Below are 24,957 nucleotides of genomic sequence, written 5' to 3'. Positions count from 1 at the left end.
CATGCCTTTCGGTCCCGGCCCCCTCAGGCCCTGCGCTTATAGCGCGCCACGGGTTAAGAGAGCGCAAAACCCGGCACCTCCCCGCGGATCACCGTCTCGGTCGAACGGGCGATCTCGGCCAGCCGCGCCGCATCCGACGCCTCATCGGCATGGCCCCAATCCCGGGTCAGATCGGGCCACGGGATCGCCTCGATCAGCATCTGGGTATAGGGGTGCTGCGGATCTCCGATCACCTGTTTCGGCGGCCCCGCCTCGACCACATGGCCGTGATAGAGGACCATCACATAGTCGCTCACGTGATAGGCGGTGGCCAGATCATGGGTGATGTAGAGAATGGAGATGCCGTAGCGGTCCTTCAGGTCATAGATGTTCTTGAGGATTGTCGCGCGCAGGGACGCGTCCACCATCGAGACCGGTTCATCCGCGATCAGCAGCTTTGGCTCCAGCATCAGCGCGCGGGCCACGATCAGGCGCTGGCGCTGCCCGCCCGACAACTCGTGCGGAAAACGGCGGAGAATGAGCTGACCGTCGAGCCCCACGGCCTCGCACGCCTCCAGCATCTTGGCCTCGACCTCCGCATCTGAGGAGCCGAGGCCGAAACGCTTGTAGGGAAACTTCAGAGCATGATCGACCCTGTAGAACGGGTTGAAGCAGGCATAGGGGTCCTGAAACACCGCCTGCACGGATTTGCGGAACTCGAGCCGCTCGGCGGCGGAGTGTTTGGCGATATCCGCGCCCTCGAACAGGACCTGCCCCGCGCTCGGTGGGTTGAAGCCCAGCATCAGGCTGCCCATGGTGGATTTGCCCGACCCGGACTGGCCGACGATCGAGATGATCTTGGGTTTTTCGCCGTCGAGCGCAAAGCTCATCGGGTGGAGCGCGGTGACATCGCCATAGGTTTTCGAAACGGATTTGAACTCCAGAAGCGGGACGCCGGGCTTGCCGCGCTTGACCGGGGCCGCGCCGATCTCGTCATCGAGGAAACTCGCGCCACCCACCAAGGGCACCGAGGAAATCAGCTGCTTTGTATAGGGATGCTCAGGCGCCTCGAGGATCTGTTTGACCGAGCCATGCTCGACCAGCACACCGTCCTTGAGCACGGCAAGTTCATCCACCGATTGCGCCATCAGCCCCATGTCATGCCCGATCAGGATCAGACCCGAGCCGATCCGCGCCTGCACGTCCTTGAGCGTCTGCATCACATGGCGTTGGGTCACCACATCGAGCGCCGAGGTCGGCTCATCCGCGATGATCAGCTCAGGGTTCAGGGACACGCCCAGCGCGATGCAGACCCGCTGCTTCATGCCGCCCGACAGCTCATGGGGGTAAAGCCGCCCCGTGCGCGCGGACAGGCCGACGCTTTCCAGACAAGCATCCGAACGGGATTTCAGTTCGGCGGCATCGGTCTTGCCCTCATGGGCGATGATCCCGTCCCAGATCTGGTTCTCGATCCGCATGATCGGGTTCAGCGAATTCATCGCCCCTTGGGGGATGTAGCTGACCCGGCTGAGGCGCGTCAGGCGCATCTCCTCCTCGCTGAGCGCGAGCATATCGGTCTCGCCCAGCTGGATTGCCCCGCTGGCCACCCGGCCCGAGCCGCCGAGCATCCGCATCACCGAGAGCGCCGTGGTGGTCTTGCCCGAGCCGCTTTCCCCGATGAAGCCGACCCGAATACCCGGGCGGATCTTCAGCGAGAGCTTCGTGACCGCATGGACCACCCCCCGCGCCGTGGGGAAGTCGATGCTGAGATCCGTGAGTTCGAGGACATGCTTGGTCATGATCGGCCTCAGATCTTGCGCAGGCGCGGGTTGGAGACCTCGTCGAGGCCGAGATTGATCAGCAGGAGCGCGATGAACATCGTCGCCAGCAGGGCCGTGGGCAGGCCCCACCACCACCAGAGGTTCTGGATCAGCGCGCCGGAATTGATCGCGTCGTAGATCACCCGGCCCAGAGTCGGGATCCGCTGGGGCCCGAGGCCCAGAACCTCCAGCCCCACGGCAGTGACGATGGCGGTGGTCACGTTCGCGATGAACGACCCGAAGAGATACGGGATCAGGTTCGGCAGCATCTCGCGGAACATGATGTGAAAGGTCGAGGCCCCGCTCAGCTGCGCCATCTGCACATAGCCCGAGCGTTTCATGGACAGCACCTGCGCCCGGATCAGGCGCGTCGGCGATTGCCACATGAAGCCCGCGATCAGGAACGCCATCATCACGAGGCTTACGTCTCCGAAGGCCGACTGGAACACCACGAGGATCAAAAGGGGCGGGATCGTGATCATCACATCCGACAGCACACGGATCGTGTCATCCACGCGCCCGCCGACAAACCCGGCCGAAAAGCCGAGAAAGATCCCGAGGCTCATCCCGATGATCGAAGCAATCGCCCCGATCATCAGCGTATTGGGCGTGCCGATGATCAGCATCGCCAGCATATCGCGCCCGGCCCCGTCAGTGCCCAGCGGGAATTCCGCGACGCCTTCCTGCCGGCGCAGGTTCTCGAACCCAAGCGGTGGGAGCTTCAGGGGCGTCGAGCCGGTAAAGACCAGCTCGGTGTTCCAGACCATCCGCCCGATGATCCCGCCAAGGATGATGACCAGCAGGATGCCCACGCCCCACATCAGCTTGGGGTTGAACCACGGATTGTCGAACCGGTTGAACCGCGAGATCTCGGCGGCATTCGCCTCCCCTGTTTGCGGGTTTGGCGTTTGCGGGGGCGACGTATCGGTCATGCCGCGGCCTCCTCGGACAGACGGATCCGCGGGTCGATCAGCGGATAGATCAGATCGACAAGGAAGACCGAGAGCGCGGTCATCAGGATGATGATGTAACTGACGCCCTGGATGACGGCGAAATCCTGATCGAGGATCGCGTCATAGAGCAGCTTGCCCATGCCATTATAGCCAAAGATCCGCTCGACGAGGATCTGCCCCGAGACGAGCAACCCGATCTTGAGCGCGAAGGCCGTGATCTGCGGCAGGATCGCGTTGCGCACCATGTACTTATACAGGACATAGCGCGGTTTCAGACCCTTGGCCTTGGCGAGGTTCACGTAATCCTCGCCCTGCACCGAGATCATCAGCCCGCGCATCCCCAGCGTCCAGAAGCCGAAGGTCACCACGATGATCGACAGCGCCGGCAGGGTGCCATGCTCGATCACGCTGGCCACGAAGGTCCAGTCCCAACCCGGCTCCACCGTCAGCCCGTAACTGCCGGTCAGCGGCAGCCAGCGCAGGGTGATCGAGAAGATATACATCAACAGGAGCCCCGACAGGATCGGCGGGATCGAGGTGAAGATCATGAAGGTCGGGATGACGACCTTCCAGATTTTCGGCGTGCGTTCCCAGACCATGAACGCGCCCAGCGCATTGCCAATCAGGAAGGTGATCACCACCGACAGGATCATCAGCCCCAAGGTCCAGGGCAGCGCCTGCGCGATGAGCACCGAGACCGGGGTCGGGAAAGAGGCCGTCGAGATCCCCAGATTGAAGGTCAGCAAATTGCCCATGTATTTCAGGTATTGGACGATCAACGGGTCATTCAGCCCGAAATCCGCACGCAGCTGGGCAAGGATCGCCTCGCTATCGGCCACGGCTCCGCCACCTGCGGCCATGCGGCTGAGCATGATCTCTGCCGGGTCCACCGGCGAGAAACGCGGAATCAACCAGATCAGCGTCGCCGCGATGAATACGGTCAGCACGAAGGTGATCGTACGGTTGATCAGATAGCTGCGTGGAATACCGAACACGGCCCCCTCCCCCTCATTGCGTTATGCAGAACGCCCCGGGGGGCGTCCCGCGCTCTCAAGGGCCGCCCGTCAGGCCGCCGCGGCGCTCGCCCGGCTGGCATGGTGGTTCCAGCCCCGCAGCACCATCCGCTCGTCGGGATGGGTGTTGCCCTCCACCACGCGGTCCTGACCGTCATACATCTGCACCAGAACGGTCTTGCGGGTGCGATCCGACCGGTTCGGCATGGACCCGTGAAGCGTCAGGTAATGAAAGAACACCACATCCCCGGCCTTGGCCTCCAGCACCCTGGCCTGCTCGATAGGATACCGGTCAAGCGTGGCATTGGCCTGCCGCCCATCGGCCCCCGCGATCCGGCCCAGCTTGTGAGAGCCGGGATAGACCCGAAGGCAGCCCATCTCGTCCGTGGCATCGCTCACATGGACGATGGCCGCGATCATCCGATCCTGCTCGGTCGGGAAATAGGGCCAGTCCTGATGCATCGGAAAGGGCGCGCCCGCCTCGGCCGGTTTCTGAAAAAGCTTGGAATGATGCAGCACGATATCCGGGCCGAGGATCTCTTCGGCCACATCGAGAAACCCGTCATCGAGAAAGGCATTGAGCCAGGCGCGCGAATATTTCTGCACATTATGGGTGTGCAGGATCCGGTCCCCGGCCCGCGCCAAACGGGCCGTTTCGTCCCCGTCCCATGTGGCATCTACCTGTTCGCCAGAGCGCAACAATTGCCCGACGATGCGGTCGAAATCCCGCACCAACGGATCCAGCTGGCTTGCGCTCAGAAGGCCCTTCGCGTGGTAATAGCCGTTCTCTTCGAAAAAGCGTCCGATCTCGGAAACAGATCTCTCGGACATGGGTCCTCTCCCTTGCATGGCCCCGGGCCGGACCATCCGGCCCGGGGAAGAGCGGTCAGATCAGTTCGCCTTCTCGAGGTTGTGAATGATCTGATGCGTGTGGTTCCACCAGAAGAATGGGTGGTTGTAATAGTTCTCGGAGGTCGGCCAGCCGGTCCAGTATGTGGTGTTCATCGGCAAAAGCTTGGCCGACTGCACCAGCGGGATGAACGGCATCTCCGCATCGAGATACTGATAGGCCTCGGCGACCAGCGTCGGCACCTCCGGATCGCCCAGGGGCAGCCCGCCGATTTTGTCCACCAGCGCGCTATAGGCCTCGGCCCCCGGCCCGTCCCAGCGCGAGGTGTTGTTGAACCCGGGGCTCCGCTCGCCCACGGGCACCACATCCTTGACCGTGTAGCGGCCCATGGACGCCCAGGGCTCGTTCACCGACCCGCAGGACAGCCAGCTATAGGACATCTCGAAGCCGCCAAAGGGCAGAACCTCGCCCCAGAACACGCCATTCTCGACCGGCACGGACTTGGCCTGAATACCGGCGCGCGTCAGCTGCTCGGCGATCACGTCGATTGTTCGGGTATACTCGGTGGAGGCCGAATTCACGTGGATGTCGACGCTCAGGACCTCGCCATCCTTTTCATACAGCCCATCGCCATTCTTGGCCCAGCCCTCGCCCTCGATCAGCGCGGCCGCCGCGTCGAGATCCGGCGCATCCGACAGCCCGAAGCCCGCCGCCTTCACCGCGTCGATAAAGGGCGCCATGGAGCCGTATTGCGCGAACATCGTCTCGGAGGCGACAGTCGCCCCCTCGGCGGCCACATTCACGATCTGGTTGCGATCGATGATCATCGCCACGGCCTTGCGCATATTGGCACTGTCCCAGGGCGCGATGGTCGTGTTGATCTCAAGCTGGCGCGCGCAGGGGTCGGCGGCCGCATAGGGATAGTCCGGATACCAGGCGATCACCGCCGGGTTCTGGAACCTGATCGCCTCGAAGGTGCCCACGGACACGTTCTGGGAGGCATCGAGCTGGTTCGTCGCCATCAACTGCGCACGGCTCTCTTCGCCGCCGGTCTCGAGCCAGATCAGGCGCTGGGGCTCAGGCAGGTCCATGAACCCGGATTTCGCACCCCACCAGTCATCATTGCGGTCCCAGATCGCCCGGTTCGTGGCGCTGGAGGTATAGGTATAGGGTCCGGTCCCGATGGGCGGGAAGAAGGCGAAGGTCGCCGGGTCCTGACCGTTCCAGACATGCTCCGGCATGATCAGGAAGGACCCGAAAATCCGCACCCCGAAGTTTTCTACCAGAAAGCGCGGGTTGGGCGCGTTCAGAGTGAACCGCACCGTCAGGTCATCAACCTTCTCGACCGAGGCCACCTGCGCCCGGATCGTGGCCGCTTCGCGCGACGAGATCTCACTGTTCTCAAGGGCCATGGAGACGGTGAAGACCACGTCATCGGCGTCAAACGCCTCGCCATCGGACCATTCCACGCCCTCGCGCAGCGAGATGGTGAAGACATCGTTGGTATCGTTGCCCTCGAACCCGCTGGCGAGCCACGGATCGAGCTCGCCCGTGCCGTAATTCAGGATGAAGAGCGGCTCCCACATGGCCTGATGCGCGCCATGCATGCGCTTGGTGCCGGGGGTGAACCAGTTGAAATTCTCAGGATCCTTGATGGTTCGGTCGAGATCGAAGATCACCGTGTCCTCGCGGGCCACGTCCTGAGCCAGGGCGGCCCCGCTGGTGGCGGCCAACGCCGCGATCGAGATCGAAAGCAAGCTGCGTCTGAGGGTCATATCTGTTCTCCTGTTGTCGTGATCCAGCTTGGATGCCGGTTGTTTTGAAATGGGCGGATGCTTGACAGAATGTCGCAGGCGCGCCGAGGATCAACCCCCGAGTTCAGGCGTTCGGTCGCACATAGTCCATGACCAGCACCCGCGTGTCCGGGCTCAGGTCCTCTTTGAAAATCTGCGCATGGGCGCCAAAGGCGAAATCCACCTGCGCCTCGTCGAAATGGCTCAGGAAGCTTTCGATCCACATGGTGTTGCAGGGCCGATAGGTGAGGGTCCTGAAATGCATGGGGATGACCAGCTTGGGCCTGACGGCGCGGATCATCGTCATCAGGTCCGGCAGTTCGATGGTCAGGTAGCCCCCCGCCAAGGCCAGCAGGACATCCACATCCTCGAAAAACGCGATCTGATCGGCGGTCAGCGGGTTTCCCACATCGCCCATATGGGCGATCTGCATCCCGTCCATCTCGAACCGGTACATGCCATTCTGGCCCGGCACGCCCCTTGGGTGATGTTCCCACTCGGCGGCGGCGACAGCGCGGATCTCGCGCCCGGCCACGTTCTGCGCCCCGCCATGGTCCAACGCCACGTTGAGCGCGTTGCACACCGCCGGATCCCCGGGGATCAGGTCGGCCCGGCAATGGGCATCATCGTCATCGGACGAGATGACCACCAGATCCGCGCTCTGGGTGATCGGCGCATATCCCACGCCTTCGGGCGTGTAAGGGTCCGTAATGACCGCGCCCCGGGCATCGCTCAGCCGGAACGCCGCATGGCCAAACCATGTGATATCCATAGACGCCCTTCCCCTCCCAAAGTCGGTGCGTGCGGCATTTGCATAGGTATGCAAACACGGTGACTGAACCATAGCCCCCGGCCCAAAGCAAGCCTTTCATCCGAGCTTGGGCAGAACCGGGTACCGGACCTAGTGCTGGACGCGGCAACGTGGTTCTCTGCGCGCAGAGAAAAGGACACCCATCATGAGTTTGACCTATTGGCTCGCCCTCGGAGCCGTGGCCCTTGGCGGTGCGGGCATCGCGACCCAGGCCCCGATCAATGCAACCCTGGCCCGAAACGCGGGGGATCCGGTGGCGACTGCGGCGATCTCCTTCGGGGTCGGGTTCGTCGTGCTGAGCGCGATCACCCTGGCCCGGGGCACGGTGCCGAGCTGGGATGCGCTGGCCCCTTTACCCTGGTGGGCCTGGACCGGCGGTGCGCTTGGCGCGATCTATGTCTGTGCGGCCGCCTGGAGCGCGGATCGCATCGGTGTCGTCTCGCTGGTGGCGGCGCTGGTCTTTGGCCAGCTGGTCGCGGCGCTGATCCTTGACGCGCTGGGGGCGTTCGGGATGGCCGCGCGCGAGATCAGCCCGACCCGCATCCTCGCCGTCGTAATGGTGGCCGGGGGGCTGCTCCTGTCGCGGATCTGACCCGCAGGGCAGGTCACGCCGGTTAGTTTCCGCCAAGGTTGCGCGGGCTGTTTTCTGGCGAGACGTCATTGCCTCGGGGCCGTGCGTGGTGGCGCCAGTGGCCAGAGGGATCATTGCCCCGGCAGAGGATCGCCTCGATCCCTTGCGCCCAGGCCGCATCCGTCATCCGCACCTCGGGCGGGCAATAGCGGATGGTCAGCCCGCATCGGCGGCGATTGCTGAGATTGGCGGCCGACCCATGGGCCAGCATATCCGCATGAACCGACATCTCGCCTGCGCGCAGGGCGTTGGTCACCGGCGCGCCAAGGCTCGCGGTGTCGACCAGTTCCTTGTTCAAAACGCCGCCCTCCGAAGCGCGCCAGTCAAGCGCACCTTTGTCGTGGCTGCGCGGAATAAACTGCATCGCCGCGTTCTCGGCATCGGTGTCGTCGATGGCCAGCCAGACGGTCACCGTGCGGGCCGGGGCCAGATGCCAGAAGGCGGCGTCCTGATGCCAGGGCACGTGCTTCGGGTCCCCCGGCAGCTTGCAGAAGAAATGCGAGGCCCAGCAGACGATGTTCGGCCCCACCAGATCCTCCACCACGTCGAGGATCGCGGGCGCAGTGCATAGATCCCAGATCGCCTGGGCGCGCGCCTGATAGCAGTTGATCGCATAGGCGCCGTCGCGCCCGAGCCCGGCGAGCAGCCCGTCAAAGGTCGTGCGGTTCGCCTCGGCCTGGCTGGGGGGGAAGGCGCGCAGACCCGTCAGGTAGCCGTCGCGATTATAGCGGTCGATCTGCTCGGGTGTCAGAGTGGCCGGGTTCGGGTTGCGCACGGGGGCGAAAGACAGATCGGGGGATGTATCAAGCATGGGGGGATCCTTTCACGCCCTATCATTTCTCTGGTTTCGCAATAATTCTGGCGCTATTTTTCCCAAAAGCTCCTCTGTGTTGACCTATCTATGTCTTTGACCCTGCGCCACCGGGATTACCTGCGCCCGCCGACCGCGTTTCACTTTGCCCGTGTGGCCCTCGGGGACGGGCCGATCCCCGCCCCCCATGGGCAGGATTTCCACGAGATGTTTTTTGTGCTCGACGGCATGGTGCAACACCGGATCAATGGCACCCGGATCGCGCTGCCGCCCCGCAGCCTGTGTTTCATGCGACCGCAGGACCGGCACGGTCTGGGCGGGCCCGCGCGGCTTGTGAATGTGCTCATCGCGCCCGACAGCCTCACCCATCTGCTGGCGCGTTACCCGGAGCTGGGCGGGCGCACCTTCTGGAGCGACGGGGCGCTCCCGGTGACGCTGAGCCTCAATGCGGATCAGGCGAGTACGATGACACGGGCGCTGGAGCGGCTGGAGGTCGGACCGCGCAGCCAGCTCGCCATCGAATCGGTGCTGCTGGAGCTGCATACGCGGATCCTTCGGCCCCTGCCGGCGCTGCCCGGCGGATTGCCGGGTTGGTTGACGCGCACCTTGCGCGCGGCCGAGGACCCGGAGGTATTCGCGCGAGGCCCCGGCGCGCTGGCCGAGATCGCGGGCAAGTCACCCGCCTATCTGGCCCGCAGCTTTCGCACGCATCTCGGTGCCACGCCCACCGACTGGATCAATGCGCGGCGAATGGCCCATGCGGCGCGGTTGATGACCGGGACGGATCTGAGCCTGACGCGAGTGGCAGAAGCCTGTGGCATCGAGACCCCGAGCCATTTCCAAGCCCTCTTCAAAGCCCATCACGGTGCGCCTCCAGCCCGATGGCGGCGCGCCCATCGCCGAGACGTGGTCCAGCCCGGGGCGCGGAGAGGCTGAGGATAGAGGGCGCGGTCCGCATGCGGACCGCGCGGACCCGCGCCGCAGGACCGTCAAATGGAAGGATGGACGACAGGCGATCACGGGCACGTCCGCGCGGGGCGCGCAGCGGACCGCGCCACCGTACATCCGCACATCCACATATCCGCGCTCGGGCGTCGGGACGTGGCGGCGCGCTTGCGCCCCTTCGCGGGCCGTGTCAGCCTCAGATCACGCAGCAGGAGACCTCATCGTGACCAGCACCCCACCGGGCCGCACCGCCACCGGCCAGCAGATCGACCTGCACCGGGCACATTTGCCGGAGACCACCTTGCCGCGCAATCCTGGCATGGCGCTCGATCTCGACTGGGTCCGCGCCGTCGCGGTCAATACATCGGCCGTGGAACGCCGGGCCGCGACCCTGCCCGGGCGGCGGACGGTCAAGAAAGACTTTCAGGCGGCGTGGCTGCTGAAGGCGATCACCCTGATCGATCTCACCACCCTTGCGGGCGACGACACGCCGGGCCGGGTCCAGCGGCTTTGCGCCAAGGCGCGTCGGCCGGTGGATCCCGAGATCCTCGCGGCTCTCGGCATGGGGGCAATCACCACCGGGGCGGTCTGCGTCTATCACGACATGGTCGAGGTGGCCGTGGAGGCGCTTGCCGGTTCCGGCATCCCTGTCGCCGCCGTGTCGACGGGGTTTCCGGCAGGCCTTTCGCCCTTTCGGCTGCGCGTGGGCGAGATCGAGGAAAGCGTGGCCGCAGGCGCCGGAGAGATCGATATCGTCATCTCCCGCCGCCATGTCCTGACCGGCAATTGGCAAGCGCTCTATGACGAGATGCGCGCCTTTCGCGCAGCGTGCGGGGATGCCCATGTGAAGGCGATCCTGGCCACCGGCGAGCTCGGGGATCTGGGCAATGTCGCCCGCGCGAGCCTGATCTGCATGATGGCCGGCGCGGATTTCATCAAGACCTCCACCGGCAAGGAGAGCGTGAACGCGACCCTGCCCGTGAGCCTCGTGATGATCCGCGCGATCCGGGATTACGAGGCGGCCACGGGGATCAAGGTGGGCTACAAACCCGCGGGCGGGATCTCCAAGGCCAAGGATGCGCTGGTCTATCTGAGCCTGCTGAAAGAGGAGCTGGGCAACCGCTGGCTGCAACCGGACCTCTTCCGCTTTGGCGCCTCGTCCCTTCTTGGCGACATCGAACGGCAACTCGAGCATCATGTCACTGGGGCCTATTCCGCAGGCCACCGGCACTCGCTTGGCTGAGGGGGGGACCATGAGTATTTGGGGAACAATGAAGGGGCGTGCAGCATGACAGTCAAGGAGATCTTCGAGACCATGGAGTATGGCCCGGCGCCCGAGGATGACGGCCCGGCCCAGGCCTGGCTGGACCAGCATGATCGGCAGTTCGGGTGCTTCATCGGCGGTGGGTTTCAAGCCCCCGGCGAGACCTTTGCCACCTTGAACCCGGCGCGCGGGACCGCGCTTGCGCAGGTCACCCAAGGCTCCGCTGGCGATGTGGACGCCGCCGTGGCGGCGGCGCGCAAGGCGCAGCCTGGCTGGGCCAAACTGGGCGGGTCGGGTCGGGCGCGGGTCATCTATGGGTTGGCGCGGCTGTTGCAGAAACACGCGCGGCTCTTTGCGGTGCTCGAGACGCTCGACAATGGCAAGCCCATCCGCGAGAGCCGGGATATCGACATCCCCCTCGCCCAGCGGCATTTCTACTACCATGCGGGCATGGCCGCCCTGATGGAAGACGAGCTGCCCGACCGCGCGCCGCTGGGCGTCTGTGGTCAGATCGTGCCGTGGAATTTCCCGCTTCTGATGTTGGCCTGGAAGATCGCACCGGCGCTGGCCATGGGCAATACGGTGGTTCTGAAACCGGCTGAATGGACCCCGCTGACGGCGCTGCTCTTTGCTGAGATCTGCGGCGAGGCCGGGGTGCCCCCGGGCGTGGTGAATATTGTCACCGGGGATGGCGCGACCGGTGCGGCGCTTGTGGCGCATCCGGGTGTGGACAAGATCGCCTTTACCGGCTCCACCGAGGTGGGGCGCGAGATCCGCCGGGCGACGGCGGGCTCGGGCAAGGCGCTGACACTCGAGCTGGGTGGCAAGTCACCCTATATCGTCTTCGAAGACGCGGATCTCGACTCTGCAGTTGAGGGTCTGGTGGACGCGATCTGGTTCAATCAGGGCCAGGTCTGCTGTGCGGGCTCGCGCCTTCTGGTGCAGGAGGGGATCGCGGAGGCCTTCCACGGCAAGCTCCGTGCACGGATGGAGACCCTGCGGATCGGCGATCCGTTGGACAAGTGCATTGATGTGGGGGCGATGATCGACCCCGCGCACCGCACCAAGGTCGCCGGGATGGTGGCCAGCAGCGGGGGGACAGTACATCAGCCGGGTGTGGTGCCCGCCGAGGGGGCGTTCTATCCGCCGACCCTGATCACCGGGCTCTCGCCCGCCGATCCGCTCATGCGGGACGAGATCTTTGGCCCGGTCCTGGTTTCGACGACCTTTCGCACCCCGTCCGAGGCCGTGCAGGTGGCCAATGCCACGCGCTACGGGCTGGCGGCAACGCTCTGGTCCGAGGATATAAACCGGGCGCTGGACATCGCCCCCAAGCTTGCCGCGGGTGTGGTCTGGGTGAATGCCACGAACCTCTTCGACGCGGCCGCCGGGTTTGGCGGGGTCCGCGAGAGCGGATTTGGACGCGAAGGCGGATGGGAGGGTCTGCGCGCCTATACAAAGCCCGTTGGAGCCGCGAAGCCACTCAAACCCGTCGCGGCGGTGCCAGCACCGCAGACGCCCAAGGCCGAAGGGCTCGACCGCACGGCCAAGATGTATATCGGCGGCAAGCAAGCCCGGCCCGATAGCGGCTATTCCCGGGCCATCTGGTCGACCAAGGGCGCGCTTCTGGGCCATGCGCCCGAGGGCAATCGCAAGGACATCCGTAACGCGGTGGAGGCCGCGACCGGGGCCTCTGGCTGGGCCAAAACCACCGGGCATTTGCGGGCGCAGATCCTCTATTATCTTGCCGAGAACCTGTCTGCCCGCGCCGAGGAATTCGCGGCGCGGCTCAAGGCGATGACCGGTGCGCGGGAGCCTGCGGCCAAGGCCGAGGTCGCAGCCTCGATCGAGCGGCTCTTCACCTATGCGGCCTGGGCCGACAAGTATGACGGGGCGGTCAAGCCCGTGCCCCTGCGCGGTGTCGCGCTGGCCATGCCCGAGCCTGTCGGAGTGATCGGGGCCTTTGCACCGGATGAGGCCCCATTGCTGGGGACGGTGTCGATCCTCGGGGCCGCGCTGGCCATGGGCAATCGGCTGGTGCTGGTGCCGTCACAGCCCTTCCCACTGGCGGCAACCGATCTCTATCAGGTGCTGGACACGTCGGACGTGCCCGCAGGCGTGGTCAATATCGTCACGGGCGATCCGGAGGCGCTGGCCAAGCCGCTGGCCAGCCATCTGGGGGTCGATGCGGTCTGGAGTTTTGCGGGCGCTGACATCTCGGCCCAGATCGAGGCCGAAGCGGCGGGCAATCTCAAACGCACATGGGTGAACCACGGAGTCGCCCGGGATTGGTTCAAAGCCGATGCGCGCAGCTTCCTGTCGGAAGCGACCGAGACGAAGACCGTATGGGTGCCTTACGGCACCTGACCGGGGGCGCCCAACTGGCGGCGCTTGATCCGGAGCGCCCTCGCCCATGGCGAGGGCGCGGACACACCCGGCCTCTATCGTCTCAGCACCATTGAACGCGTTGGCCTGTCTCGCGGGTCCGCGCGGTCGGGATACCGACCGCGCCACGTCCGGCGGGTGCCTGACGACGCCTCTCGCCTTACCTCAGGCCTTGCCGCGCATCTTGTCCCACCAGCGGCGAATGCGCCCCTTGGTGGCATCCGCGCGGTCATCGGCCCGGTGCATGGCAATCACCATATCATCCACGATCGGCTCGATCCGCGCCTCGTGGAAATTCGCCCACCAGCGCCAGATCCGCAGCGCGATCAGCGCCAGCACAAGGAAAAAGGCGATGTTGAACCACGGGATGATTTGTGGATCCGGTGAATCGGTCACCTTCAAGGAGACCGCATTTGGAAAGATCGAAAACAGGTTCGAGCGCCATCCGTAATGCCGCACGATCACCCATGTGGGGTCTTCGGCATCCGAGACCAGATCCTTGGCCCGCGCGTTCACATCGCTCGAGTCAAACTTGAAGTAAAAGGGCCAGCCCCAGCCCGTATCCTCGTTGCGGTACACGATCGCCTCGCCCCCGGGCCGCGCGGCGTCAATGAATCTCACATCCCGGCTGTCGGCCATGGGCGCACCACTATCCGGTCGCGCCCAGAAGATACGGTTGCTCTCGGTAAAATCCACGCGCCGCTCGGAGGCATCCACCATCCGCACCACGTCATGCTGGGGCAGCACGTAATGCAACAAGCCTCCAACCAGCACCAGCAGGATCAGTTTCAGCGTCCAGCGCAGGTAGGTCCAAAACATCTCAATCCCAATTCGTCAAAAGCGCCAGCAGCCCGATCACAGCCGCCGGAAACGCGTATACACCCCAGATCAGCCTCTGCCGGAGCGACCGCTCCAGGGCCGCAAGGCCATCCTTCTCATAGGCCTCCCACGTCCCGGGACGGCCTTCGGCCAGCCATTGCTCTTCGAGCGCGGCCGACTTGCGCCACCGCTGTAGCATGGCGGCAAGGATATGCGCCACTGCCAGCACCAGAAAAACCAGAACACCTACCCGCAGAACCGCCATCCATTGCTCCTTTTTCACTGCGTTGCACACCTCTGACTAGAAATGGGGCGCGTCGCGCCAAACACAACGCATCGAGGTGCCCGGGCCCGCTTGTCGCGCCCGGGCTGCGGGCCTAGGCTCGCCTCATGCAGACCGACACCCCCCTCAAGACCGCGATCACCGCCCGGCGCGACGCGCTGGTCGCGCTGACCCAGGACCTGATCCGAATTCCGACCCTGAACCCGCCCGGCCGGCACTACCACGACATCTGCGCGGTGCTCGAAGCGCGGCTCGCACCGCAGGGCTTTACCTGCGAGCTGGTCCGCGCCAAGGGCGCCGCCGCCGATAGCGAGGCCTTTCCGCGCTGGAACCTCGTGGCGCGCTACGAGGGCGGCCGCGCGGGGGAGTGCGTGCATTTCAACTCGCACCACGATGTGGTCGAGGTCGGCCATGGCTGGACCACGGACCCGTTCGGTGGCGAGGTGAAACAGGGCCGGGTCTATGGCCGTGGGGCCTGTGACATGAAAGGCGGGCTCGCCGCCTCGATCATCGCGGCCGAGGCCTTCATCGCCACCCATCCCGAGTTTGCAGGCGCGATCGAGATCAGCGCCACCGCGGACGAGGAATCGGGCGGCTTTGGCGGGGTCGCCTATCTGGCCGAGAACGGCTGGTTCTCGCCCGAGCGCGTGCAGCATGTGATCATCCCCGAACCCCTGAACAAAGACCGGATTTGCCTCGGTCATCGCGGGGTCTGGTGGGCCGAGATCGAGACCAAGGGTCGGATCGCCCATGGCTCCATGCCTTTTCTCGGCGACAGCGCGATCCGCCATATGGGGGCTGTTCTACACGAGATCGAGACGGTGCTCTATCCCCTGCTGGCCACCAAACGCACCGAGATGCCCGTGGTGCCCGAGGGCGCGCGCCAATCCACGCTCAACATCAACTCGATTCATGGCGGCGAGCCCGAGCAGGACCCGGACTATACCGGCCTGCCGGCCCCCTGCGTGGCAGATCGCTGCCGCATCGTGCTCGACCGCCGCTTCCTGATCGAAGAAGACATCGCGGAGGTGAAAGCCGAGATCACATCGCTGCTGGAGCGGGTGAAAGCCAGCCGTCCGAGTTTCGAGTACGACATCCGCGAGCTCTTCGAGGTGCAGCCCACCATGGCAGACAAAGACGCCCCAGTGGTGCGCTCCGTCGCGGCCTCGATCGAGCGGGTGCTGGCGCGGCAGCCGGATTACGTGGTCTCCCCCGGCACCTATGACCAGAAACATATCGACCGGATCGGGCGGCTCAAGAACTGCATCGCCTATGGGCCGGGGATCCTCGACCTCGCCCACCAACCCGACGAATGGGTGGGCATCGACGACATGATCGATAGCGCGCAGGTCATGGCCCTGACGCTCGCCGACCTGCTGCTGGAGCCTCAAGATGACCTATGACCCGGGCTTTCCAAGCCACGAAATCCTGATCGGCGGGGCCTGGGGCCCCTGTGCCAGCGGCGAAACGGTGGGCCTGATCGATCCGTCCGATGGTCGTCCTCTGGCCGAGATCGCGCGCGGTGGCCCGGTCGATATCGACCGGGCTGTCGCAGCGGCGCAGGCCGCCCTGGACGGCGACTGGGGACGCCACAGCGCGACCGAACGGGGCCGGTTGCTGAGCCGCCTCGGCGCATTGGTCCTGCGCGAGGCGGACCGGCTGGCCGACATGGAAGCCCGCGATGTGGGCAAGCCCCTGGGACAGGCCCGCGCCGACGCGCTCGCCCTGGCCCGCTATCTGGAATTCTATGGCGGGGCCGCCGACAAGATCATGGGCGAGACCATCCCCTATATGGACGGCTACACGGTCTATACCTTGCGCGAACCCCACGGGGTGACGGGTCATATCGTCCCCTGGAACTACCCGATGCAGATCATCGGACGCTCGGTCGGGGCGGCCCTCGCCATGGGCAATGCCTGCGTGCTCAAACCCGCCGAGGAGGCCTGCCTGACCGCGCTGGCCTTCGCCCGGTTTGCCGAGGAGGCAGGCCTGCCGCCCGGTGCACTCAATGTGGTGCCCGGGCTGGGCCCCGAGGCGGGCGCGGCCCTGAGCGCCCATCCCGGGGTCGACCATATGAGCTTCACCGGCTCCGTGCCCGTGGGCAGCGCGGTGCAGGCCGCCGCCGCTGGTCAAATCACGCCCGTGACGCTGGAGCTGGGCGGCAAGTCCCCGCAGCTCGTCTTCGCCGATGCAGATCTCGATGCCGCCTTGCACTTTCTCGTCAATGCCGGGGTCCAGAATGCCGGGCAGACCTGCTCGGCCGCGTCTCGGATCCTGATCGAAGCCCCGATCTTCGACACGGTCGCCGACCGCATGGCCGAAGCCTATGGCACGCTCACGGTGGGGCCCGCCCGCAGTGATCCCAAGATCGGCCCGCTGATCTCCGCCCGCCAAAAGGCCCGCGTGACCGAGATGCTCGCCCTCGCCGATCCCTCTCATATCCGGGCCACGGGGCGGCTGAGCCCGGACGCCCCCGAGACCGGGGCTTATGTGGTCCCGCATCTCCTCTCGGGCATGGGCCCGGATCACCCGCTCGCCCAACAGGAGATCTTTGGACCCGTTCAGATCCTTCTCCCCTTCGAGACCGAGGAGGAGGCAATAGCCATCGCCAACGGCACCGAGTTTGGCCTGGTTGCAGCGGTCTGGAGCCGGGACGGCGGGCGTCAGATGCGCCTCGCCAAACGTCTGCGCGCGGGGCAGGTCTTTCTCAACACCTATGGCGCGGGCGGAGGTGTCGAGCTGCCCTTTGGCGGCGTCGGTAAATCCGGTCACGGACGGGAAAAGGGGTTCGAGGCGCTGTACGGGTTCTCGCAGCTCAAGACGGTGGCGGCGCGGCACGGTTAGGGATTTGAGTATTTGGGGAACAATGAAACACAAATCTCAGCATCTTAAGTCGTCAAGTATCCCCGCCGGAGGCCCCGCCCTGATCAGGGGCGGAAAAAATCATGTGCGCCGAAGGCGCTCCGTTTGACTGACGGTCACAGCAGGTCTTCGGCCACAAATCTAGCGCGGACATCCGTTTTGGGGCGCGCCCCGAAATGGCTGATCACTTCGGCCGCTGCGATCACCCCCATGCGCCCGCAGGTCTCCAGCGTCTGGCCCGTCGCCAGACCATAGAGGAACCCGGCGGCGAACTGATCCCCGGCCCCGGTGGCATCCACGGGCACCACGCGGGTCACGGGCACCTGCACCCGCTCTTCTCCACGGATGGCGACGACCGGATCGCCCGAGCGTGTGCAGACCACCAGTTCGCAAACCGCCGCCGCTTGCGCCAGAGCCGTATCCAGATCCTCGGTCTCGTAGAGCGCTTTGTATTCATGCTCATTGCCGATCACGAAGGTCAGCTCATCGGCCACCAGCCGCTGAAAGTCGCTCCGGTGCCGGTCAACGCAGAACGGGTCCGACAGGGTGATCCCGGCCTGCCCGCCGCCCGTGCGCGCAAACCGAGCAGCCGCCTCGAAGGCGGCTTTGCCCGGCACCTTGTCGAAGAGATACCCCTCGAGGAACAGCAACCCCACCTGATCGAACACGGTCTCAGACACATCTTCGGGCCCCAGATCCGCACCGGCACCGAGATAGGTGTTCATGGACCGCTCGCCATCCGGCGTGACGAAGATCATCGAACGCGAGGTCGGTGCCTCCACACCCGGCTGAGGCGGGTTGGGAAAGGCCGTGCCCTCGGCCTCCATGCCCTGGGCATAGAACCGCCCGAGCGCGTCATCCTTGACCCGTCCGATAAACGCGCAGCGCAGACCGAGCTCCCCCAGCCCCGCCAGCGTATTGGCCACCGACCCGCCAGGTGCCTGCACGCGTTCGGACATGGCCGCATAGAGCATCTCGGCGCGGGAGCGTTCGACCAGCTGCATGATCCCCTTCTCGATCCCCATATGGTCGAGAAAGCTGTCATCGGTCTGGGCGAGCACATCGACAATCGCGTTGCCGATGCCGACAACCTGAAACGGGTGGGTCATGGGGCGGGGTCCTTTACGACAGCATCAAGTTCGGTTTCGACCAACCAGGTCGGATCGATAAAGCGGCTCACTTCGACAAAGGTGCAGGCCGGACGGATCGCGCCGAACACCTCGCCATGGGCGCGGGCGGCCTCCTGCCATGTCCCGGCATCGGTCAGCAGGATCCGGCTGCGCAGCACATCCTCGGGGCGCGCGCCAGCCTCGGCCAGTGCGGCCAGCCCGATCTCGAGACAGCGCAGGGTCTGGCCATAGACATCGCCCGGGCAGGCCGTGCCACCGGCCTCGGCGATGGGGGCGGTGCCCGCCACGGCCACGATCTCGCCGATCCGGACAGCGCGGGAAAAGCCGATCACCGGCTCCATGGGCGAGCCCGAGGCCACGTTGATCCGGCTCATTCGATCTTGTCCTCGAAGGGGCAGAGATCCCGGATCAGGCAGGCCCCGCAGGCAGGCTTGCGCGCCTTGCAGATATAGCGGCCATGCAGGATCAGCCAGTGATGGGCGTGATGCTGGAAATCGACGGGGATGTGATCCTCGATGGCCCGTTCCACGGCGACCACATCCTTGCCCGGGCAAATCCCGGTCCGGTTCCCGATCCGAAAGATATGGGTGTCCACGGCCTGGCTCGGATGCCCCCACCACATGTTCAGCACCACATTGGCCGTCTTGCGCCCCACGCCCGGCAGGCTTTCGAGTGCTGCGCGCGAGTTCGGGACCTCACCGCCATATTCGTCGACCAAAATCCGGCTGAGCTTGATCACGTTCTTGGCCTTGTTGCGATAAAGCCCGATCGTCTTGATATGCGCGATCACGCCCTCTTCGCCCAGCTCCAGCATCTTCTCCGGCGTATCGGCGATCTTGAACAGCGCCTCGGTCGCCTTGTTCACCCCGGCATCTGTCGCCTGCGCACTCAGCGCCACGGCCACCACCAGCGTGTAGGCATTCACATGGTTGAGCTCGCCCTTCGGCTCCGCCTCAGCGGTCTGGAACCGGGTGAAGATCTCGCGGATCGTGTGATAATCGAGTTGCTTGGCCATCCGCGCTCATATGCCCAATGCGCGCCCTCGGGGCAAGCGGCGCAAATGCGCAAAATTCGGGTCGCTCGGGCGCGCGCGGAGGATTAGCTTGGAAGGAACAGGAGGCCCGAGATGTCCGACCCCGCCAAGACCCAGATCATGACCGACCCGATGACCGATGACCGCTACCATTACGGCGTGATCCGCCGCGCGATTGACGAGATCGATGCCGCGGGCGGCGCGCCCCTGCCGCTGGAGGATCTGGCGACCCGGATCGGGATGAGCCCGGCCCATCTGCAGCGCACCTTCTCGGCCTGGGTCGGGGTCTCGCCCAAGCGGTACCAGCAATACCTGACCCTCGACCATGCCAAGGCCCTGCTTGCCGAGCGCTTCACGACGCTGGAGGCGGCGGGGGAGCTGGGTCTTTCGGGGTCCGGGCGGCTCCATGATCTCTTCGTGACATGGGAGGCCATGAGCCCCGGGGAGTTTGCCCGCAAGGGGGCCGGGCTCACCATTCGCTGGGGCTGGTTCGACAGCCCCTTCGGTCTCGCACTGGTGATGGGGACAGATAAGGGGATCTGCGGGATCGCCTTTGCCTCCGAGACCGGGACGGAGGCCGCGATGGAGGATATGGTCGCGCGCTGGCCCAATGCGGATTTCGTCGAGGACCCGATGGGGCTGCGGCCCTGGGCTCTGGCGGCCTTTGGGGCCGAGGATGGAGATCTGACCAAGGCCCCGCTCTACCTGATCGGGGCCCCGTTCCAGATCAAGGTCTGGGAGGCACTGCTGCGCATCCCGTCGGGCCATGTGACGACCTATTCCGAGATTGCCCAGTCCATTGGATCCCCCAAGGCGGTGCGCGCCGTGGGCACCGCCGTCGGGCGGAATCCGGTCAGCTGGTTGATCCCATGCCACCGGGCGCTGCGCAAATCCGGCGGGCTTGGCGGGTATCACTGGGGCTTGCCGGTCAAGCGCGCCATGCTCGCGCAGGAGGCCGCGCAGCTCGCCGAGGCCGGATAACCGCGCGGGCTACGGCGCCGTTCTGTCGGCCAAAGAGCGCCAAATTTCAGGCATTCCGGGGCTTGGCTATTGAATAACACGGCCAAGTATCCCGATATGCTGAAAAACAACCGCCTGAGGACGAGTACCCATGCCCCTACGCACACCCCTGATCCTGATGACGACCGGCGCGCTGGCCCTGTCGGCCTGCACCGTGACCGAAGACAATCGCAGAATGACCACCGGCGCCGCCATTGGCGGGCTTGTGGGCGCAGCCATCGGCGCGGGCGAAAGCCGGGACAAGGCGCTTGTGGGCGCGGTCCTGGGCGCAGGCGTGGGTGCGGCCATCGGCGATGCGCTCGACCGGCAGGCCCGCGCGCTTGAGGAAGACCTCAACAACGATGCGGTGCAGATCGTCAATACCGGCTCCGAGCTGATCGTGACCCTGCCTCAGGACATCCTCTTTGCGGTGGATAGCACCGTGGTGCAGCCGACCCTGCAATCGGACCTGGTGGCGCTGGCGGGCAACCTGCTCGAATACCCGGAGACCACGGTTCAGGTGATCGGACATACGGACAATACCGGCTCGGCCTCCTACAATCAGGACCTGTCCCAGCGTCGTGCGAACGCGGTCTCGTCGATCCTGCTGCAGAACGGGGTTCCGGCCTCTCGCGTGGTGGCCTTCGGGCGCGGGGAGGACCAGCCTGTGGCCTCCAATCTCGACGCCGCCGGACGCGCCCTGAACCGTCGCGTGGATATCGTCATCACGCCGCGGTAGTACCCGCGCAAAGATACGCCCTTCACGGGTTGCGGCGCGCCCCTTGTGGTCATATCTTTTGACCACTCAGGGGGCGCATCATGCCATTTCAACGCATTCAGTCCGAAAAGCTGTCGCACTCGGTGGTTCGCCAGATCGAGAAGCTGATCCTGCGCGGGATCCTGCGCCCAGGGGAGCGTTTGCCCTCGGAGCGCGAGCTATCCGAGAAGCTGGGCGTGTCGCGCCCGTCCCTGCGCGAAGCGCTGGCCGAGTTGCAGGAACGCGGTCTGTTGGAAACGCGTGCGGGGGCCGGCGTCTATGTGGCCGAAGTGCTGGGCTCGGCCTTTTCAGATGCGCTGATCCAGCTCTTTGCCCAGCATGACGAGGCGGTCTTCGATTACCTCGCCTTTCGCCGGGATCTGGAGGGGCTGGCCGCAGATCGGGCCGCCCGGCTGGGCTCGGAAACGGATCTGCGCGTGGTCGATACGATCTTTCGCAAGATGGAAGCAGCCCATTCCAAGCGGAATCCGGACGAGGAATCCGCGCTCGATGCGGAGTTTCATCTGGCGATCATCGAAGCCAGCCACAACGTAATCATGCTGCATATGATGCGGTCGATGTTCGACCTGCTGCGCGAGGGCGTGTTCTACAACCGCAAGATCATGTTCAAGCAGCGCGCCACACGGGATCAGCTGCTGGAGCAGCACCGGGCGATCAACGCCGCTGTGCAGGCCCGCGATCCGCTGGCCGCGCGTGAGGCGGTGCAGACCCACCTGGACTTCGTGGAGGGCTCGCTGGCCGATTGGCGGCAGATGGAAAAGAACGAAGCCATCGCCCGCCAACGCTTCGAACACGAGCAGCAGCGCTAGGATCGGTGGCGCCTTCCGCCTGCGGAAGGCGCGGACCCGCGAGAGGCCCAAGCGCCCCGCATGGCGCGTCCGTTGGGACAGAGCGCGACCGCGCGGTCCACATGTGGACCGCGCCTGCCCCCACCACACAGCAAAAAACCCGGCACAAGGCCGGGTTTCTCGAAATCGTTGTGAGATCGGGGATCAGTGCAGCTTGGCCTGAACTTCCTGGATCGCAGCAGCGTTCATCGCCTCGAGCTCGGATTTGCCCAGCTTGGCTTCGATCACCTCGGCCGCCGCAGCGACAGCCACGGTCACGGCCTTGTCCTTGACCTCTTTCACTGCTGAGGCCTGAGCGGAGGCGAGCTGCTCTTCCGCGGCAGCCAGACGCCGTGCGATGGAGGTTTCCAGGTCGATCTTCGCCTGGGCAGCCGCGGCTTCGGCGTCTTCCTTGGCCGTGGCCACGATGGCATCCGCCTGGCCCTGAACCTCGCGCTGCTGGCGCTCGTAGGAGGCCAGGATGGTCTGCGCTTCTTCGCGCAGCGCCTTGGCTTCGTCCAGCTCGGCCTTGATGCCCTCGGCTCGCTTGTCGAGCATGCCACTCAGCATCTGCGGCACCTTGAAGTACAGCACGACGCCAATGAAACACAGGAATGAGATCAACACGATGAAGTCCGTGTTGGCGAGCGAGAAGAACGGCCCCTTGGCCGCCAGCGCCGGTGTCGCCACCAGAGCGAATGCGGCGGGCAGGATCAGTTTTGTCATGTCCTTACCCCTTCACGCGCTGCGACACAGCCGACGAGACATCCACATCCGTGGCGTTCGGCAGCAAGGCAGAGACCAGTGCGGCTGCGGTTTCGGTCGCGACCTCGGTCACGCTCTCCATCGCATTGGCCCGGATCTCGGCAATGGCTTTCTCCGACTCCGCAGCTTTCGCGGCGATCTCGGCATCGGCCTTCTGAGTGGCCACGTCCAGATCCGCCTGGATCTCGGCCTTGGCTTCGGCAACGATTTTCTGTGCTTCGGCACGGGCATCCGCCAGCGCCTGGTTATAGGCTTTCTCAGCCTCCACTGCCGCGAGCTTGAGCTCTTCGGCGGCGGCCAGATCGTTGGTGATCGTCCCGCTGCGTTCGGCCAGAACCGACGCGATGCGCGGCAAGGCCACCTTGGTCAGGATCAGATAGATCGCTGCCAGCGTGATGATCAGCCAGAAAATCTGGTTGGGAAAGGTCGAGAAATCCAGCTGGGGCATGCCCGGCGCGGATTCAACGGCCCCGTGTGCGTCAGTTGCCATGCGTCCCTCCTTGGCCCTCTTTCACATCGGATCAGCCCTTTTCAGGCTGACCCGACCGTAAGGATGGCTTTGGAAAGCTTAGACGGCAAACATCAGCAGCAGAGCGACGAGGAATGCGAAGATCCCCAGAGCTTCTGCGAACGCGATGCCGATGAAGAGGGTCGCGGTCTGGCCAGCTGCCGCGGAGGGGTTCCGCAGAGCGCCTGCCAGGAAGTTGCCTGCCACGTGGCCCACACCGATTGCGGCTGCGCCGGAACCGATTGCTGCCAGGCCTGCGCCGATATGTGCGAGTTCGCCTTCCATGATGTGTCTCCTTACGATGGAATTGCTGAGTTTCAGAGGCAGGGTCGACCCTGCCGGTTGTCTTAGTGATGCGGGTGCAGTGCGTCCTTGAGATACACGCATGTCAGGATGGTAAAGACGTAGGCCTGGATGGCCGACACCAGAACCTCGAGCCCGTAGATCGCCATCACGCCGATGATGGCGATGGGCGCCACGGCGGTGACCTGGGCAAAGCCGGCGAACACCTTGAGAACGGCGTGACCGGCCATCATGTTGCCCGCCAGACGAATGGAATGGCTCACGGGGCGCACAAAGTACGAAATCACCTCGATCACGGCCAGCACCGGGCGCAACGGCAGGGGCGCCGAGGACACCCAGAACAGGCTCAGGAAGCCCGCGCCGTTCTTGACGAAGCCGATGATGGTTACGGTGAAGAACACCGCGAAGGCCAGAACCGCCGTCACAGCGATATGCGAGGTGGTGGTGAAGCTCATCGGGATCAGGCCGAGGAAGTTCGACAGGATGATGAACATGAAAAGCGTAAAGATGTAGGGGAAGTACTTCAGACCGTCTTTGCCGGTCACATCCTCAACCATCTTGTAGACAAAGCCATAAGCAAGCTCGGCGATGGACTGCGCCTTGGTCGGCACCACGGCGCGCCCGCGCGTTCCGGTCACCAGCAGCAGCGTCAGCGCGGCCACGGCCAGCGCCATCCACAGGGTCACATTGGTCGGTGTGTAGAAGTGCACCGGTCCGTCCCCGAACAGGGGAGACACGATGAACTGGTCCATGGGATGGAATGAGAGTCCGCCGCCGTCTTCGCTTGCCACAGTCTAGTCCCCTTCGCGCTCGGCGGATGGCTCCGCCTTCAGTCGTTCCGCCTGGATCTCGCGCGAGGACCGTATCATGGTCTGGATCCCCGCCGCAAAGCCCAGCAATGTAAATACCACCAGGAGGATCGGCGTTGTGCCGAACAGGCTGTCCAGCCCGTACCCGATGCCAAAACCGATCCCGAGACCGGCAACCAATTCCACCACCATCCGCCAGGCATGCTGGGCAAGAGAGTAGTGCTCATCCTTCTTCGGAGCCGGGGCCTGCGCCTCTTTGGCGGCGTCGATCCGTGCCTCCAGCGCTTTGAGGCGCTCTTTGTGAGGGTCATCGGTCATGCCACACGTCTCCGCGTTGTTGAGCGCAAGCTAGGCCGGAGGGTGGGGCAGAGTCAACGCGCTGCGGCGCGGCGCATCACGGCCTTAAGTGCATGTATTTGATATATTTTTCAAAACTGCGACAAGCTGGCCTCCACAGCGTTAGCGCCATCACTGGGCCTACGCTTATTCAACCGATTGGTTGATTTTAGCCAAGGACGCCACCTGGCCGTGCCACACGACGGGCCTCTGACAACCCCGCCAGAGGGCCCTGCGCCACCGCTCAAAC

General features: G+C 64.9%; 26 protein-coding genes. 9 read left to right on the top strand and 17 right to left on the bottom strand.

Annotation, left to right across the window (positions count from 1 at the left end; translation table 11 throughout):
* Positions 1–53: 53 nt before the first annotated feature.
* The 6 genes from ACP15I_RS19295 to ACP15I_RS19270 form a co-directional block, all read right to left on the bottom strand.
* Positions 54–1,778 carry an ABC transporter ATP-binding protein gene (locus ACP15I_RS19295; protein ID WP_424976297.1) on the bottom strand — a complete coding sequence of 575 codons (1,725 nt, stop codon included), beginning with the start codon at positions 1,776–1,778 and terminating at the stop codon, positions 54–56.
* An 8-nt stretch (positions 1,779–1,786) separates the two neighbouring features.
* Positions 1,787–2,731: an ABC transporter permease gene (locus tag ACP15I_RS19290; RefSeq protein ID WP_424968002.1), complete on the bottom strand. Its 945-nt coding sequence runs from the start codon at positions 2,729–2,731 to the stop codon at positions 1,787–1,789.
* Positions 2,728–3,747: an ABC transporter permease gene (locus ACP15I_RS19285; protein WP_424968003.1), complete on the bottom strand. Its 1,020-nt coding sequence runs from the start codon at positions 3,745–3,747 to the stop codon at positions 2,728–2,730. Before ACP15I_RS19285 ends, ACP15I_RS19290 begins: the two co-directional genes overlap by 4 nt.
* 69 nt (positions 3,748–3,816) lie before the next feature.
* Complete coding sequence (locus tag ACP15I_RS19280) at positions 3,817–4,596, bottom strand: phytanoyl-CoA dioxygenase family protein (RefSeq protein ID WP_424976296.1); 780 nt, start codon at positions 4,594–4,596, stop codon at positions 3,817–3,819.
* Between the two features lie 60 nt (positions 4,597–4,656).
* Positions 4,657–6,390 (bottom strand): ABC transporter substrate-binding protein, encoded by a 1,734-nt coding sequence (locus ACP15I_RS19275; RefSeq protein WP_424976295.1) that lies wholly within the window; start codon positions 6,388–6,390, stop codon positions 4,657–4,659.
* Positions 6,391–6,493: 103 nt separating this feature from the next.
* Positions 6,494–7,180 carry an MBL fold metallo-hydrolase gene (locus ACP15I_RS19270; protein WP_424976294.1) on the bottom strand — a complete coding sequence of 229 codons (687 nt, stop codon included), beginning with the start codon at positions 7,178–7,180 and terminating at the stop codon, positions 6,494–6,496.
* A gap of 184 nt (positions 7,181–7,364) precedes the next feature.
* Between ACP15I_RS19270 and ACP15I_RS19265 the strand changes: the two genes are divergently transcribed.
* A complete protein-coding gene (locus ACP15I_RS19265; RefSeq protein WP_424968007.1) occupies positions 7,365–7,811 on the top strand; it encodes a DMT family transporter in 447 nt (148 codons plus the stop codon).
* Between the two features lie 22 nt (positions 7,812–7,833).
* On the opposite strand, the gene ACP15I_RS19260 is transcribed toward ACP15I_RS19265, so the two are convergent.
* Positions 7,834–8,661, bottom strand: a complete 828-nt coding sequence (locus ACP15I_RS19260) for a phytanoyl-CoA dioxygenase family protein (RefSeq protein WP_424976293.1) — start codon at positions 8,659–8,661, stop codon at positions 7,834–7,836.
* A 90-nt stretch (positions 8,662–8,751) separates the two neighbouring features.
* Here ACP15I_RS19260 and ACP15I_RS19255 point away from each other — a divergent pair, with 90 nt between their 5' ends.
* The 3 genes from ACP15I_RS19255 to ACP15I_RS19245 all read left to right on the top strand — a co-directional run bounded on the left by ACP15I_RS19255 (position 8,752) and on the right by ACP15I_RS19245 (position 13,237).
* The gene (locus ACP15I_RS19255; RefSeq protein ID WP_424976292.1) at positions 8,752–9,597 is read left to right on the top strand and encodes an AraC family transcriptional regulator; all 846 of its coding nucleotides are present in this window, start codon (positions 8,752–8,754) and stop codon (positions 9,595–9,597) included.
* Positions 9,598–9,871: 274 nt separating this feature from the next.
* Positions 9,872–10,849, top strand: coding sequence for a deoxyribose-phosphate aldolase (gene deoC / locus ACP15I_RS19250; protein WP_424976357.1), 978 nt, complete (start codon positions 9,872–9,874; stop codon positions 10,847–10,849).
* 45 nt (positions 10,850–10,894) lie between these two features.
* The gene (locus ACP15I_RS19245; RefSeq protein WP_424976291.1) at positions 10,895–13,237 is read left to right on the top strand and encodes an aldehyde dehydrogenase family protein; all 2,343 of its coding nucleotides are present in this window, start codon (positions 10,895–10,897) and stop codon (positions 13,235–13,237) included.
* Positions 13,238–13,420: 183 nt separating this feature from the next.
* Here the strand turns inward: ACP15I_RS19245 and ACP15I_RS19240 are convergent, their stop codons facing one another.
* Positions 13,421–14,074 (bottom strand): DUF1523 family protein, encoded by a 654-nt coding sequence (locus tag ACP15I_RS19240; RefSeq protein WP_424976290.1) that lies wholly within the window; start codon positions 14,072–14,074, stop codon positions 13,421–13,423.
* 1 nt (position 14,075) lies between these two features.
* Positions 14,076–14,339, bottom strand: a complete 264-nt coding sequence (locus ACP15I_RS19235; protein ID WP_424976289.1) for a hypothetical protein — start codon at positions 14,337–14,339, stop codon at positions 14,076–14,078.
* 125 nt (positions 14,340–14,464) lie between these two features.
* Here ACP15I_RS19235 and ACP15I_RS19230 point away from each other — a divergent pair, with 125 nt between their 5' ends.
* Positions 14,465–15,760 carry an acetylornithine deacetylase/succinyl-diaminopimelate desuccinylase family protein gene (locus tag ACP15I_RS19230; RefSeq protein WP_424976288.1) on the top strand — a complete coding sequence of 432 codons (1,296 nt, stop codon included), beginning with the start codon at positions 14,465–14,467 and terminating at the stop codon, positions 15,758–15,760.
* Positions 15,750–17,201 (top strand): aldehyde dehydrogenase family protein, encoded by a 1,452-nt coding sequence (locus tag ACP15I_RS19225; RefSeq protein WP_424976287.1) that lies wholly within the window; start codon positions 15,750–15,752, stop codon positions 17,199–17,201. The genes ACP15I_RS19230 and ACP15I_RS19225 overlap by 11 nt, the downstream gene beginning before the upstream one ends.
* Before the next feature lie 134 nt (positions 17,202–17,335).
* Here the strand turns inward: ACP15I_RS19225 and ACP15I_RS19220 are convergent, their stop codons facing one another.
* Genes ACP15I_RS19220 through nth form a run of 3 tightly spaced genes read right to left on the bottom strand, consistent with a single transcriptional unit; the run spans position 17,336 to position 19,364 of the window.
* Complete coding sequence (locus tag ACP15I_RS19220) at positions 17,336–18,328, bottom strand: adenosine kinase (protein WP_424976286.1); 993 nt, start codon at positions 18,326–18,328, stop codon at positions 17,336–17,338.
* The gene (locus tag ACP15I_RS19215; protein ID WP_424968016.1) at positions 18,325–18,723 is read right to left on the bottom strand and encodes a Rid family hydrolase; all 399 of its coding nucleotides are present in this window, start codon (positions 18,721–18,723) and stop codon (positions 18,325–18,327) included. Before ACP15I_RS19215 ends, ACP15I_RS19220 begins: the two co-directional genes overlap by 4 nt.
* A complete protein-coding gene (gene nth, locus ACP15I_RS19210; protein ID WP_424976285.1) occupies positions 18,720–19,364 on the bottom strand; it encodes an endonuclease III in 645 nt (214 codons plus the stop codon). The genes ACP15I_RS19215 and nth overlap by 4 nt, the downstream gene beginning before the upstream one ends.
* Before the next feature lie 111 nt (positions 19,365–19,475).
* On the opposite strand from nth, the gene ACP15I_RS19205 reads away from it, so the two are divergent.
* From ACP15I_RS19205 to ACP15I_RS19195, 3 genes are all read left to right on the top strand, one after another.
* Positions 19,476–20,363 carry a methylated-DNA--[protein]-cysteine S-methyltransferase gene (locus ACP15I_RS19205; protein ID WP_424976284.1) on the top strand — a complete coding sequence of 296 codons (888 nt, stop codon included), beginning with the start codon at positions 19,476–19,478 and terminating at the stop codon, positions 20,361–20,363.
* 130 nt (positions 20,364–20,493) lie between these two features.
* The gene (locus ACP15I_RS19200) at positions 20,494–21,120 is read left to right on the top strand and encodes an OmpA family protein (RefSeq protein WP_424968019.1); all 627 of its coding nucleotides are present in this window, start codon (positions 20,494–20,496) and stop codon (positions 21,118–21,120) included.
* An 80-nt stretch (positions 21,121–21,200) separates the two neighbouring features.
* Complete coding sequence (locus ACP15I_RS19195; RefSeq protein WP_424968020.1) at positions 21,201–21,968, top strand: FadR/GntR family transcriptional regulator; 768 nt, start codon at positions 21,201–21,203, stop codon at positions 21,966–21,968.
* Positions 21,969–22,151: 183 nt separating this feature from the next.
* Here the strand turns inward: ACP15I_RS19195 and ACP15I_RS19190 are convergent, their stop codons facing one another.
* The 5 genes from ACP15I_RS19190 to ACP15I_RS19170 all read right to left on the bottom strand — a co-directional run bounded on the left by ACP15I_RS19190 (position 22,152) and on the right by ACP15I_RS19170 (position 24,689).
* Positions 22,152–22,712 carry a F0F1 ATP synthase subunit B gene (locus ACP15I_RS19190; RefSeq protein ID WP_424976283.1) on the bottom strand — a complete coding sequence of 187 codons (561 nt, stop codon included), beginning with the start codon at positions 22,710–22,712 and terminating at the stop codon, positions 22,152–22,154.
* A 4-nt stretch (positions 22,713–22,716) separates the two neighbouring features.
* Entirely contained in the window at positions 22,717–23,241 is a 525-nt protein-coding gene (locus ACP15I_RS19185; RefSeq protein WP_424976282.1) for a F0F1 ATP synthase subunit B', read from the bottom strand.
* A gap of 78 nt (positions 23,242–23,319) precedes the next feature.
* The gene (locus ACP15I_RS19180; RefSeq protein WP_012179690.1) at positions 23,320–23,544 is read right to left on the bottom strand and encodes a F0F1 ATP synthase subunit C; all 225 of its coding nucleotides are present in this window, start codon (positions 23,542–23,544) and stop codon (positions 23,320–23,322) included.
* Between the two features lie 62 nt (positions 23,545–23,606).
* The gene (locus tag ACP15I_RS19175) at positions 23,607–24,314 is read right to left on the bottom strand and encodes a F0F1 ATP synthase subunit A (protein WP_424968023.1); all 708 of its coding nucleotides are present in this window, start codon (positions 24,312–24,314) and stop codon (positions 23,607–23,609) included.
* Positions 24,315–24,356: 42 nt separating this feature from the next.
* On the bottom strand, positions 24,357–24,689 hold the full coding sequence (locus ACP15I_RS19170; protein ID WP_424968024.1) for an AtpZ/AtpI family protein: 333 nt from the start codon (positions 24,687–24,689) through the stop codon (positions 24,357–24,359).
* Between the last annotated feature and the right edge of the window lie 268 nt (positions 24,690–24,957).

The sequence above is a fragment of the Dinoroseobacter sp. S124A genome, assembly GCF_049801015.1.
Lineage (GTDB): Bacteria > Pseudomonadota > Alphaproteobacteria > Rhodobacterales > Rhodobacteraceae > Dinoroseobacter.
This window is presented reverse-complemented; position numbering and strand designations above follow the sequence as displayed.